Source organism: Robiginitalea insularis (assembly GCF_052497835.1).
On sequence record NZ_CP199296.1, the window covers coordinates 1,902,635 to 1,916,055 of the forward strand.

The window sequence follows — 13,421 nt, forward strand, 5'->3', positions numbered from 1 at the left end:
TGACCTGTTATGACTATTATCCTGATTAGTCTTTTGTGTTCCGCCTTTTTCTCGGGCATGGAGATTGCCTATATCTCGGCAAACCGGATCCATATTGAGATTGAGAAAAAGCAGGGGGGGATACTGGCTAAGATCCTGGGCCGGATAACGGCCAAACCCTCCAAGTTCATTGCTACCATGCTTATCGGGAACAATGTGGCCCTGGTCGTGTACGGTTTATATATGGGGGAATTACTGATGCAATGGTTTCTGGGGATGCTCCCCTCCGAATACACCCTGCTGCAACTCCTTCTGACAGATTTCAGCCTGCTTACCCAGACTTTGATATCTACTATCATCATCTTACTGACAGCCGAATTCCTCCCCAAGGTCCTTTTTCAGATTTATGCGAATTCCCTGTTGAAAGCGCTGGCCATCCCTGCTTTTTTGTTTTATCTGGTCTTCTGGCCCATTTCGGAATTTGTAATCCGAATTTCAGATCTGATCCTCAAAACCTTTTTTAAGACCGATGGCGACCAGGTGCAACTGGCATTCAGTAAACTGGAACTGGGAGACTATATCACAGAGCAAATGGAAACGGTTGAGGAAGCCGATGAGGTAGATTCTGAAATTCAGATTTTTCAGAATGCCCTGGAATTTTCGGAGGTCAAGGCCCGCGAGGTTATGGTTCCGCGCACCGAGATTACGGCTGTGGAGTTGCACGAAACCCCTAAGAACCTGACCAGGCTTTTTTCTGAAACCGGCTACTCCAAAATCCTGGTTTATAAGGATACCATAGACAACATTATAGGCTATGTGCACTCCTATGAACTATTTAAAAAGCCCAAGACCATTAAAAGTATTCTGCTTCCGGTGGAATTTGTCCCTGAAACCATGCTTATACAGAAGATACTGAACGTTCTCACCAAAAAGCGCAAAAGCATGGCCGTTGTCCTTGATGAGTACGGGGGGACTTCCGGCATCCTTACCGTAGAGGATATCATTGAAGAACTCTTCGGGGAGATAGAAGATGAGCACGACAGCACAGAACTTATAGAAGAACAGCTCAGGCCAGACACTTTCAAATTTTCGGCCCGGCTGGAAGTCGATTACATCAATGAACAATACCGCCTGGAACTTCCGGAAAGCGACGAATACGGAACCCTGGGTGGCATGATTGTAAACGAGACCGGGGATATCCCCAAACAGGACAGTGAAATTCGCATTGGCAAGTTTCTCTTTACCATTCTCGAAGTCTCCAATACGAAGATAGACCTGGTCACGCTGCAGCTGATCGATTCAGATTAGTCATCATCGCCTGATTCCCTGTTTTTTCCCTTTTATTATTGCGTTTAAAATACTAATTTCGCCCACTGATTTAAAGAATCCAGAGGATGGCAATTTTAGAGAAAATTAGAAAGCGCACTACGGTGCTTATTTTCATTATAGGGATGGCACTTTTTGCCTTCGTGATTTCCGGTATTTTTACAGGAAACAATTTTGGCGGGGTCAAGGTAGGTTCTGCAGTTGGAGAAGTCAATGGGGAAGCAATTTCCATTGATGATTTCCGGGCTAAAATGGAAGTGGCTTCCGGGAGATTTGGGAGCCAGGCAACAGCTACACAGATTGTCAATACCGTTTGGGATCAGGAAGTGAGATCCACTATCCTGGAGCAGGAATTCGAAAAGCTCGGGATCAACATAGAACAGGATCAGATTATGGAATTGATCCGCAACAATCCAAGTTTTACACAGAATCCTCAGTTCCAGGACGAAAATGGATTTTTTGATGAAACGGCTTTCCGGTCCTTTATCGCAGATTTAAGGGTCAATGCTCCGGAACAATACCGGCTGTGGTTGCAGAATGAACAGGCACTTATCCAGTCTGCCAAAGAACAGACTTATATGGACCTGATCCGCGCCGGAGCAGGTGCCAGCCTTCAGGAAGGGGAGCTGGACTACCACCTGGCCAATGACAAGGTAGACATCCGCTATGTACGCGTTCCCTACAGCAGTATCCCGGACAGCACCGTGAATGTAAACAGGAAGGAAATTGCCGCATATATTGAAGAGCATGAAGAGGACTACCAGCAGGAGGCTGCCCGGGATATCCAGTATGTCTTCTTTGAAGAAAAAGCTTCTATGGCAGATGAAGCGGCCATTAACGAAGCCATGAAGGAACTTTTTGTGGACAGGGAGGAGTATGTAGCCCAGGAAGACACCACCCTGGTTATCCCCGGGTTCCGCAATACTACAGAAATGGATGCCTTCCTGGACAGGAACTCAGATCTGAAGTACGATACTATTTTTAAACTCAGGAATGATTTGCCCGCACAGCATGCGGATTCGCTCCTGTCCCTTTCCGTTGGCGAAGTATACGGGCCTTATCGCGACGGGGAATATTTTAAGATGAGCCGTATGATGGAAAAGCGGCTTAATGGAAGTGTAAAGGCCAGCCACATCCTCATTACGTACGAAGGAGCGGAAAGAGCCAACCCAAATATCACACGTACCAAGGAAGAGGCGCAAGAACGTGCCGAAGAATTGCTGGCTGAAGCCCAAAAACCGGAAACGGTATTTGCTCAGTTGGCAAGGGATAATTCCGACGGTCCCTCTGCCCCAAGGGGAGGGGATCTGGGTTATTTCCAGGAGGGTATCATGACCCCTAAATTCAATGACTTCGCCTTCGGTAACGAAGTGGAAACCATTGGCCTGGTAGAAACAGAATTCGGCTTTCATATTGTACGTGTGGATGATAAACAGGATATTGTCCGCCTGGCTACACTCGCCCGCTTGATAGAACCTTCGGTAGAAACAGTTAATAGCCTGTTTACAGAGGCTACCAGCTTTGAAATGGCTGTAAGCAATGAAGGGGTTTCCTTTGCAGAAGAGGCGAGAAAGAATGAGTATCAGGCACGTCCGGTGAACAAGCTTAAGGCAATGGATGAAAACCTGCCGGGACTGGGCTCGGAACGCCGTATAGTACAATGGGCGTTCAACCCGGAAACCGAATTGGGAGATATCCGCCGCTTTGATTTAAGCAATGGATACGCCGTTGTGCAGCTTACTGCGAAATATGCGAAAGGCCTTATGAGTGTGGAAGACGCTTCGGTCAGGGTATTGCCCATTTTGCGAAAAGAAAAGAAAACGGCTCGTATCATGGAGGCGAACAAGGGAAAAGACATGCAGACTATTGCCGCGGACAACGGAGTTACCATAGCCAGCGCCAGTGCTCTGACTGCTAAAACCCCGACCATCCCGGGTGCCGGAAGGGAGCCCCTTGTGGTCGGAACAGCCGTTGCCATGGATCAGGGTAGCACCTCCGGATTACTTAAGGGAGAAACAGGAGTATACAAGCTGGAAGTTACCAACAGGGAAGATGCACCTTCACTGGATAATTATGCCCCTTATGCAAACACGCTTAAAAACAGCCTGGGTACCAGGGTGGCAGCAGATGTGTATAATGCCCTTAAAGAAAAAGCTGAAATAGAGGATAACCGATCGGTTTTCTACTAAGATAGAATTCGTTTTATAAGAAAATCCGCAACCATCAGGTTGCGGATTTTTTTATAGTATCATCTGAGCATACGGGATTACAGTAGGATATCCTTTTTTGATAAAATATTGCTGGGCTTCTTCACGGCCCGTTGCCAGTACGAAATCCCCTCCCCAGGCCCCCAGGCTTTTGATACTTCCCGGAAAATCAGCAAACCTGCTTTGTTTAACCGGAGGCAGGTCCAGGACCTCTGAAAGAAGTTCTTCGTGACGGGCCAGCAATGTTTCAAAGTCGTTCAATTCCGTTGCCTTCACCAGGGCCTCGCTTATTCCTGAGATTTCCAGGACCATTTTGCTCCGGTCGAATTTCTTTTTTCGGTAGCGCCGGATGGCCTCACCGGAATCTTGCTTGTCATTGAGAAAAACAAAAAACAGCTGCTCACTGAAAGGGGGATCAAATGCAGCCGGTTCAACCATTGGCGGTGATTTTGGATCCAGCCTATAAAAGACCGGAGAGGAAGCGGTGGCACAGGCCAGGTCGTAGCCGCTGCCCCCCATACTCCCCGCCAGTAAGTCATAGGGGTTTATTTCAGCCCATCGGGCCAGGTTGGAAATAAGCGTTGAGGAACTGCCAAGGCCCCATTTCCTTGGAAATTCCAGCAAGGTAGTAACCCGGACACCGTTGGGATCCGAAAGAAATTGTGGGTTGAGCCTGCGGGCCTGCCTTAAAAAATAGATAAGCCTTTGGGAGATTTCCCGGGGGAAGGGCTGGCCCGATACCGACTTTTCCAGACTTGCCTTGGGGATTGTAGTTTCGAACCAAACTTTTTTTTCGTGGTCCAGTGAAACCCAGTGAATAACCGGTTCTGTCAAAGTTTCGGTGCGTAGCCATTGTCCAAACCTGCAGGGCAGGGCCAGGGCACGGGCCCCGTCCAACACCAGGTATTCTCCGGATAAGAGTAATTTTCCATGGCTGTAAAACTCCTTTTCCATTAGTTGCTGCGATGCGCTTCCAGGGCTTTGACGACCTCGTTGTGGCTTACGGTGTGGGTTTTAAAATAATCTACCATAGCTTCTTTTTCGGCATTGCTGGCCCCCATTTGATTGAGGATATTGAGCAGGTGCATTTTCATATGCCCTTTTTGAATGCCTACGGTTACCAAAGACCGCAATGCAGCGAAATTCTGGGCGAGGCCGGCAACTGCAACAATTTTCATCAATTCCTCTGCCGAAGGATTCTGGAGTATTTCAAGGGAAAGTTTAACAAGGGGGTGCAGGCTGGTCAACCCTCCAACGGTGCCAAGGGCCAAAGGGATCTCAAGGGTAAATTTGAATAGGTCCCCTTGAATTTCGGCCCGGGTCAGGCTACGGTATTGCCCGCTGCGGGCGGCATAGGCATGCACTCCTGCTTCCACAGCCCTGAAGTCATTCCCGGTGGCCAGTACAACAGCATCTATTCCGTTCATGATTCCTTTATTGTGGGTGACTGCGCGGTACGGCTCGTTATCGGCAATGGAAACGGCCTGTACCAGTTTACGTGCAAAAGTGTCTCCAGACAGCCCGCTTTCTTCGTCCAGTTGTTCAACAGGGCAACTCACCTCGGCCCGCACACGGCAATCGGGCGTGTAATTGGAGAGTATACTCATCAATACCTCTATATCCCCCTGTTCCGTTATTAGGCCGTCATAGTCCTGGGCCTCTCTCAACAGGCTTGTCGAAAACTGTTCGAGGCAGGAATTGATAAAATTGGCACCCATGGCATCACGGGTTTCAAACCGGCAGTGCAATTGATAATAGTTTGCTATTTCAGCGGTTTTGTCGCGCAGCTCAATCCCGAGAATGCCACCCCCTCTTTTTTCCATGTTAGCCGTTAGGGAAGAGGCATCCTGTTTCATAATTGGAATCAGGTATGAGATAAAGCTCTTGAGCCGCTCCGGATTCCCCTGATAAAGGAAATGGACCTGCCCTATTTTTTCCGTACCCAGGATCTCAGCCTTAAACCCCCCTCTTTCCAGCCAGAATTTAGCGGCCTTGCTGGCTGCAGCCACAACGGAGCTTTCCTCAATGGCCATAGGGATGGCATAAAGTTTCCCGTTTATCAGGAAATTGGGGGCAACCCCCAGCGGGAGATAAAAATTGGAAATGGTATTTTCAATGAACTCATCGTGCAGTTGCTGCAATTTGGAATCTTCATTCCAATAGCGTTTTAACAGGGCTTCAGTTGCTTCCGGGTGTGTCGTATATCGGGAGGCAATCCACTGGATTTTTGCTTCTTTACTCAGTTTTGAAAAGCCTTCAACGGGTGCTGTCATCAGATCGGATTTCTGTCGGCAAAGATAGGGAAACCCCCAGAATTAAGTGGTCATTCAGCAAGACTCAAAGGGGTAATAAAATAGGGGCAAAATTGCAATAATTGGTAAAATATTCATAAACTTGGAGGTTTGTTAACCCATTTTTGTCAATTCATGAAAAATCGATATCGGATATTGTGTTTTTGTTTGCTGATCGGGGCTGTACTCTCGGCCCAGAAGGAGATAACCCTGGAGGAAATCTGGGGCGGTGCCTTCCGCACAGAAGGACTGGATGTCCTTCGTTCTATGAATGACGGGCAACATTATACAGTACTCAATACAGACAGAGGACAAAACATCAGTTCCATAGATAAATTTGAATACCGTACACAGCAGCAGGTGGCTACCCTCCTTCAGAGCGATCCGGAGAAGGGGATCCCCTTTTTCACCTCTTACAGTTTTAGTGAAGATGAGTCAAAAGTATTGCTGGCAACGGAGGTAGAGGCGATCTTTCGCCGCTCTCGCCTGGGTATTTATTACATCTATGACTTTAACACTTCGGAAATCGTAAAAATATCAGAGGCCAAAATTCAGGAACCTACCCTGTCCCCGGCCGGGGATAAGGTGGCTTATGTTTTTGAAAACAACCTCTATGTGCTGGACCTGGAGCGTTCCGACAGGATGCAGATTACTACGGATGGAAGGAGAAACGCCATCATCAATGGGGTAACCGACTGGGTTTACGAAGAAGAATTTTCGTTTGTCCGTGCCTTCGACTGGAATACCTCCGGGGATAAAATTGCCTTTATGCGTTTTGACGAAAGCGGTGTGCCGGAATTTTCCATGGATGTGTATGGCGGCGAACTGTACCCGGATCAATCGGTCTTTAAATATCCCAAGGCCGGAGAGGATAATGCGGAGGTTTCCCTGTTTATCTATGACTTGAAAGGCGGGCAGACCACTGAGGTGGATCTGGGGGAGCCCTATTACATTCCGCGCATGGAATGGATGCAACATCCGGATCACCTGAGTGTTCAGAGCCTTAACCGACATCAGGACCATCTGGTCCTGCATAAGGTCAATGCGAAGACCATGGCCGTTTCTGTATTGCTGGAAGAGCGGGATGCAGCCTATGTGGATGTAACGGACAACCTAACTTTCCTTCCGGATGATCGCTTTATCTGGACCAGTGAGAAAGACGGCTACAATCATATCTATCTGCACAAGGCCAATGGGGAGCAGCAGTACCAGTTAACCTCGGGTCCCTGGGAAGTAACCGCATATTACGGATACGATGCCAAAAGAAAACGGATCTTTTATCAGTCCTCCGAGCAGGGTTCTATCCTCAGGGATGTCTACAGTGTAAGTGATAAAGGAAAAGGCAAACAAAGGCTTACTGCCGGGGTGGGAACCAACCGGGCCTCCTTTAGTGCCGATTTCAGTTATTTCATCAATACGTTCAGCAGTGTAAGTACACCGCCGGTTTACACCTTGCACAAGGCTTCGGATGGGGAACAGGTCAAAGAACTTAAAAATAACCGGGCACTAGTAGAAAAGCTAAAAGGCTATGAATTAGCCCCAAAGGAATTCAGCACCATAATGGTCAATGGCAATGAGCTGAATATGTGGATGATCAAACCGGTGGATTTTGATCCTTCAAAGGAATATCCGCTTTTTATGTTCCAGTACAGTGGCCCCGGATCACAACAGGTGGCCAACAGCTGGTTTGGATCTAATGATTACTGGCATCAGATGCTGGCTTCCAAGGGATATATTATTGCCTGTGTGGATGGCCGGGGAACCGGGCTCAAGGGCCGGGATTTCAAAAAAATCACACAGAAAGAACTGGGCAAATACGAAGTGGAAGATCAGATTGTCGCTGCCGAAGAACTAAGTAAGAGGCCATATATAGATCCGGACCGGACCGGGATTTGGGGGTGGAGCTACGGTGGTTTTATGTCTTCCAATTGTATTTTAAAAGGGAATGAGGTCTTTGAAATGGCTATTGCTGTGGCCCCGGTTACCAGCTGGCGTTTTTACGATACCATTTACACCGAACGCTATATGCAGACCCCTCAGGAGAACCCCTCTGGCTATGACGATAATTCGCCCATATTTTTTGCGGACCAGTTAAAGGGGAAATACCTGCTGGTACACGGTTCGGCGGATGACAACGTTCACGTACAGAATACCATGCGGATGATAGAGGCACTGGTCCAGGCGAACAAGCCTTTTGACTGGGCTATTTATCCGGATAAAAACCACGGGATATACGGAGGCAATACGCGCCTGCACCTGTTTAATAAAATGACCAATTTCGTACTGGAAAACCTCTAACCAAAAAAGCAACCCATGCAGACTCAAACCAAACCGGCTCACAAAAAGCAACTTTTCGGACATCCCGTTGGACTTTATATCCTCTTTTTTACAGAAATGTGGGAGCGATTTTCCTATTACGGGATGCGGGGTATCCTGGTACTGTATTTAACAGCCGAAACCATGGGGGATAATCCCGGACTGGGCTGGCTCAATGCAGAGGCCCTTTCGCTTTACGGCTGGTATACGATGTTGGTGTATGTGGCATCTATTCCCGGGGGGATAATTGCCGATAAAATTATCGGTCAGAAGCGAGCGGTTATGATTGGTGGCTTTTTATTGGTAATGGGCCATGGGATCCTATCGATAGAAGAAATGTGGGCCTTTTATTCCGGGCTTACCCTCATTGTATCCGGGGTAGGGATGCTGAAACCCAATATATCGACCCTTGTGGGCGGATTGTACCGGCCCGGGGATATAAAACGGGATAAGGGGTTCTCCATATTTTATATCGGGATTAACACCGGGGCAGCCCTGGCAGCCCTTTCCGTAGCCTATGTGGCCGATCTGTATGGATGGCATGCCGGATTTGGACTGGCAGCCATCGGGATGGTCCTTGGGCAGGTAGTTTACATATTCGGACAGCGTTACCTGACAGAAGTAGGAAATAAACCGGTCAAAAAAGAAATGGATACAACCCATGTTTCCATCGGGAAGATTTTTTCAGACCAATTCAGTAAAAAGACACCGCTGGTGGTTACTCTTTTGCTTGGGATATTTTCCTTTCTGGGAGCCTGGTTTTTTATTGAAGACCAGCAATTGGCGTATATGATTTTCTTCCTCTTCCTCTCCCTTGTTGTGGGGATGATGGTTGCTATTTTCGGGGATCTGGATTCCAGGGAGGAAAAGGACCGCTATATAGTTTTGCTGCTTTCATTTATTATTGTTATTGTCTTCTGGGGTGCCTTCGAACAGGCCGGGGGGCTGATGAATCTTTATGCGCAGGACCGAACCGACCGTATGTTCCTTGGCTATGAGATTCCGGCAGCAGCCTTTCAATTCTTCAACCCTTTTTACATAATCTTATTTGCGGTTCCCGTGGCTAACTTCTGGATGTGGTGGAAAAACAGGGGAAAAGAGGCGTCTTCGCTATTCAAGATGGCAAATGGTGTAATCATTATGGGGCTGGGCTTTGTCTTCATGGTTTTCGCTTCCATGGAATATGAAGCTGAAGGACAATCTGCCTTATACTGGCTCGCTCTGGCGTATCTTTTCCACACCATCGGCGAACTGAGTGCCTCTCCGGTGGCACTTTCATTTATTACCAAGTTGGCCCCTGTAAGATACGGTGCGCTTATGATGGGGGTTTATTTTGCCGCTACGGGCCTTGGGAACAAGGTGGCCGGCTTGTTGGGGGAATCTGCTTCAGAAGCAGGGGAGCTTACCATTTTTACAGGAATAACGATTTTCTGTGTCATATTTGGAATATTGGTTATCACCATAATCAAACCCCTTAAAAGGCTTACCCACGGCGTGGAGGAGGCCGAGAGGAAAATGGACGATTAGAGATTTAGCCGGAAGGCCCCATCTGTAGATGTTATATGCAGGGGTATTCCCATTTTTTTACAGCTTTTTTTCCAAAGGGAAAGATCACTTTTATAATTACTCCCGTCTACTACCAGCAGTTTGGGATTCAGCTCTGTCAATACCCTTTCCAGATGGATTTTAGGGGATTCCCGGATCCATAACAAATCGGGTGCCTGCGGGGGACAGGGATAAACCCCGCTGCTGTCAATGATCAGCAGTTTGAATTCTGCCAGGGAATATGAATTCTGCAAAGGCAAAAAGGACTGTTGATCAATCCTGACATGGGTTCTTAAGTCTTCCAACAAGGGTAAAAAAGCAAGGCTGTCTGTGCTGTATAAATCAATCTTCCCCTGCTGTCTCAGCCAGAAGCCACTGGCCGCAACTTTGTGCGGGATACAGAATTCCCGGATAGACTGATCCTGCTTTAGGGAAAATAGATTCCATCCCAGTAAAACAAATACCCCTGCAATTGACAAGGATATAAACCAACGGTAATTCCGGAACCTCAGCGCTGCAAGTCCCAAAAGGATCAATGCCAGGCAAAGGGAAGCCGGTAAATCCCAACGGATATTTTCAAAGAAGAAGACATCCATATTACTGAGATACCGGACGCAGGCATTCATAAGACTGAGTAGTTGGCCGTAAAGAGTAATAAGTAGTTCCGGGATCCATCCCAATCCGGAAAGACCTACAAAGACAAACCCCAGCAGCAATAGTATTCCGAGCCCCGGAATCAACAACAGGTTTGAAACCAAAAAGATACCCGGAAACTGATGGAAGTAATACAAACTGAAAGGAAGCACCCCGGCCTGGGCGGCAATGCTCACAGCCAGTAACCCGCCGGTTTTACCCAAAACTCCCTTCTTCCAGGGCCATAGGGCCATAAGGGGTTTAAAGAATACAAGTATGCTGGCCACAGCTGCAAAACTCAGTTGAAACCCCACATTTAACAGCCACAAGGGGTTGATGCTTAACATAAATATGCCGGCCAATCCAAGAAAGTGAAGGGAAAACCCCGGACGTTTGAAGGCCTGGCCAATACTCAGAAAAGAAAAAAGCAGGCTTGCACGCACTACTGAGGCGCTCAGGCCACTGAGAGCGGCATATCCCCATAAACCCGAGAGGATGATCAGTAAAACGGGCCAGGGTTTTCGCAACCTGAGGGCCAGCGGCCTGAGCAACCAATGCAGTAAACCTGCAACGATCCCAATGTGCAGGCCAGACACAGCCAGGATATGTGCGGCTCCTGCACGCTGGTAGGAACGATAGAGGCCGGCGTCTAATTCGGTCCGATCGCCAAGGATCAGTGCCCTGAACAGGCCAAGGGCGGCAGCATCCAGGCCTGTCTCAGAAAGACCGGCTGCCAGAGCATCGCGGATAGCTCCAAGTGATTGTTTGCCTTTGCTTTTCCTGTCTATCTTCAAAAAGCCCCCAGGCTTTAGCTGAAGTTGGCCGTAGACCCCATTTTTCCTCATGTATTCACCATAATCAAATTGATAGGGATTCAAAGGAGGTCGTATTGGCAAGGTTTCTCCCCATAAAAGCAATTCATCTCTGACCACTGGCAGCTGATCTGTACTGTCCCGGGGTATTTTGAGCAATACCGTACCGCTATACAGTGGTGGCTGCAGGCGTTGTATTTCTGCCAGATAGGGCTGGCTCCATTGTGTAGCTTTTAGTTTTTTGATCAGGCGGGCCCTGAGGCTTCCGTTTCCACTCTCCCAATGGTGTACGAAATGCGTGGCTTTGTTTTCAGGCAGGCGGATCGCTACAGTGATTATGCCCAGAACCAAAAAACCAAAACCTATCACTAAGGCCTGAAGCCCGGGCCGATCTTTCCCCATTTTCCAATACCCAGTGATAATTACCAACAAAGAGCAGAAAAGCAGAAGAATGCAAAGGAACAGGCTGGGTTTTAATGAATAACCCAGTAAAATCCCACCTGATAGCCATAGCAGCAACCAAAGTACCGGGGTTTTTGGCCGGGGCATGTCAGAATATCCGGGTCGCCTTTACAAAGGCATAATTCCAGTACCCTTCATCCAGGCTGGAAACAATTACACCACGGGAAGTAGTAGAGTGAATAAACTTAATCTCTTTCCCGTTTACGTCCACAACCATTCCTACATGGTTGATCTTGTTATTTCGCCTTCCGGTTTTAAAAAAAAGCAAATCGCCTTTCCGTATTTTTCCTTCCCCTATTTTGCGACCTTCCTGGGCCATTAATTTTGAGGTCCTGGGCAGGGGCAGGTTGTGTTCCATAAAAGAAGTGTACAAAAGTCCTGAACAATCCATCCCTTTACGGGTTGTACCCCCATACCGGTAGCGGACCCCTGCAAAGGTGAGGGCTGTTTTGATTACCGCTTCAATTTTACCGCGGGGTTCCTCAATATCCGGCTCATTATTTTCCGCAGGACTGGTGTCTGTAATTACTATGACTGAGTCTGTAGTTACTTCCGGGCTTCGGGTAGCGCTATAGGTTCTTTTTTTACTTCCGCAGCTGGCCAGAAGCAGGGCAAGAGTCAGAATAGGAAGAAGGTACCTCATACAATTTTCTAACGCTGAAGCTACCGCTAAATTATGTAAAAATTAAAAATTGAATTTGGCCTCAGCTTTTCAATCAGGACGCAAGCTAAGACTGCCGGCTGAAATTTACGATCAGTTTGGCGGCATTCTGACTGGCACCCGGTCCTCCCAGTTTTTCGCGCAGGGTCTGGTAGGCTTGCAATTGCTTTTTACGCCCGGATCCTTCCAGAATTTTCCCGAGTTCGGTGGTCAGCAGCCGTGGATTCAGGTCCTTTTGTATCAGTTCCCGCACTACTTCCCTGTCCATGATCAGGTTGACCAGGGAAATGTACTTAAGCGTTATAAGCCGCCTGGCTATCTGATAGGAAATCCAACTTCCTTTATAGCACACTACCTGGGGAATCTCGAGCAGGGCGGTCTCCAGGGTTGCTGTTCCACTGGTCACCAAGGCCGCAGTGGAGAGCTGCAATAGGGGGTAGGTTTCTCCCATTACCAGAGTTACCTGCTTATTTTTTAAAAAGGGATGGTAATATTCCGGGTCCAGACTCGGGGCTCCGGCAATTACAAACTGAAAGTCGGGAAAGGCGCCGGTAACTTCAATCATGATGGACAGGATTTTATCCACTTCTTGTTTGCGGCTTCCCGGTAAAAGGGCAATTATGGGTTTTTTCGGATCCAGACTGTGCCGGTTTCTGAATTCTTCCTCCTTTGGCGGTGCCAGGCCGTCCATCGCATCGATCAGCGGGTGGCCCACAAAATGTACAGGAAAACCATGCTTTTCTTCGTAAAAGGCTTTTTCGAAGGGAAGGATAACATACATGGCATCTATGTCACGTTTGATTTTCTGAATCCTGCCTTCCCGTGAAGCCCATACCTGGGGTGAAATGTAATAATGAGTTTGAAATCCCTGTTTTTTTGCCCAGGAGGCGATTCGCAGATTAAACCCGGAGAAATCAATAAAAATAAGGGCGTCTGGCTGAAAAGCCAGAATGTCTTTCTTGCAATAAGCTATGTTTTTAAGGATGGTCGGAATGTTGGCCAGAACCTCGAGGAACCCCATAAAAGAGAGGGTTTTATAATGTCTGACAAGCGTTGCTCCGGCCTTTTCCATCATGTCGCCTCCCCAGCAGCGGATAGTGGCATCCGGATCCTCACGGTGCAGCGCTTTGATAAGGTTGGAACCGTGCAGGTCACCCGATGCTTCTCCGGCTATCAGATAGTATTTCAC

Annotated in this window: 9 protein-coding genes; 4 read left to right on the top strand and 5 right to left on the bottom strand. The window is 47.9% G+C overall.

Translation table 11 applies throughout. From position 1 onward, the window contains the following. The first annotated feature begins 9 nt into the window (after positions 1-9). A complete protein-coding gene (locus tag ACT6NV_RS08680; RefSeq protein ID WP_445384088.1) occupies positions 10-1,287 on the top strand; it encodes a hemolysin family protein in 1,278 nt (425 codons plus the stop codon). A gap of 86 nt (positions 1,288-1,373) precedes the next feature. Next, complete coding sequence (locus tag ACT6NV_RS08685) at positions 1,374-3,494, top strand: peptidylprolyl isomerase (protein ID WP_445384089.1); 2,121 nt, start codon at positions 1,374-1,376, stop codon at positions 3,492-3,494. A gap of 51 nt (positions 3,495-3,545) precedes the next feature. Here the strand turns inward: ACT6NV_RS08685 and ACT6NV_RS08690 are convergent, their stop codons facing one another. Together ACT6NV_RS08690 and ACT6NV_RS08695 are read right to left on the bottom strand one after the other, a co-directional pair. Then, positions 3,546-4,466, bottom strand: coding sequence for a GYDIA family GHMP kinase (locus tag ACT6NV_RS08690; protein WP_445384090.1), 921 nt, complete (start codon positions 4,464-4,466; stop codon positions 3,546-3,548). Next, positions 4,466-5,785 carry a hydroxymethylglutaryl-CoA reductase, degradative gene (locus ACT6NV_RS08695; RefSeq protein WP_445384091.1) on the bottom strand — a complete coding sequence of 440 codons (1,320 nt, stop codon included), beginning with the start codon at positions 5,783-5,785 and terminating at the stop codon, positions 4,466-4,468. Before ACT6NV_RS08695 ends, ACT6NV_RS08690 begins: the two co-directional genes overlap by 1 nt. A 153-nt stretch (positions 5,786-5,938) precedes the next feature. On the opposite strand from ACT6NV_RS08695, the gene ACT6NV_RS08700 reads away from it, so the two are divergent. Both ACT6NV_RS08700 and ACT6NV_RS08705 read left to right on the top strand, forming a co-directional pair. Continuing rightward, positions 5,939-8,101, top strand: a complete 2,163-nt coding sequence (locus ACT6NV_RS08700) for a S9 family peptidase (protein ID WP_445384092.1) — start codon at positions 5,939-5,941, stop codon at positions 8,099-8,101. Positions 8,102-8,116: 15 nt separating this feature from the next. Further along, positions 8,117-9,646 (top strand): peptide MFS transporter, encoded by a 1,530-nt coding sequence (locus ACT6NV_RS08705; RefSeq protein ID WP_445384093.1) that lies wholly within the window; start codon positions 8,117-8,119, stop codon positions 9,644-9,646. Here ACT6NV_RS08705 and ACT6NV_RS08710 read toward each other — a convergent pair. The 3 genes from ACT6NV_RS08710 to lpxB form a co-directional block, all read right to left on the bottom strand. Continuing rightward, positions 9,643-11,658, bottom strand: a complete 2,016-nt coding sequence (locus ACT6NV_RS08710; protein ID WP_445384094.1) for a ComEC/Rec2 family competence protein — start codon at positions 11,656-11,658, stop codon at positions 9,643-9,645. The genes ACT6NV_RS08705 and ACT6NV_RS08710 overlap by 4 nt on opposite strands. A gap of 1 nt (position 11,659) precedes the next feature. Then, positions 11,660-12,214 carry a C40 family peptidase gene (locus ACT6NV_RS08715; RefSeq protein WP_445384095.1) on the bottom strand — a complete coding sequence of 185 codons (555 nt, stop codon included), beginning with the start codon at positions 12,212-12,214 and terminating at the stop codon, positions 11,660-11,662. Between the two features lie 85 nt (positions 12,215-12,299). Next, entirely contained in the window at positions 12,300-13,421 is a 1,122-nt protein-coding gene (gene lpxB, locus ACT6NV_RS08720; RefSeq protein ID WP_445384096.1) for a lipid-A-disaccharide synthase, read from the bottom strand.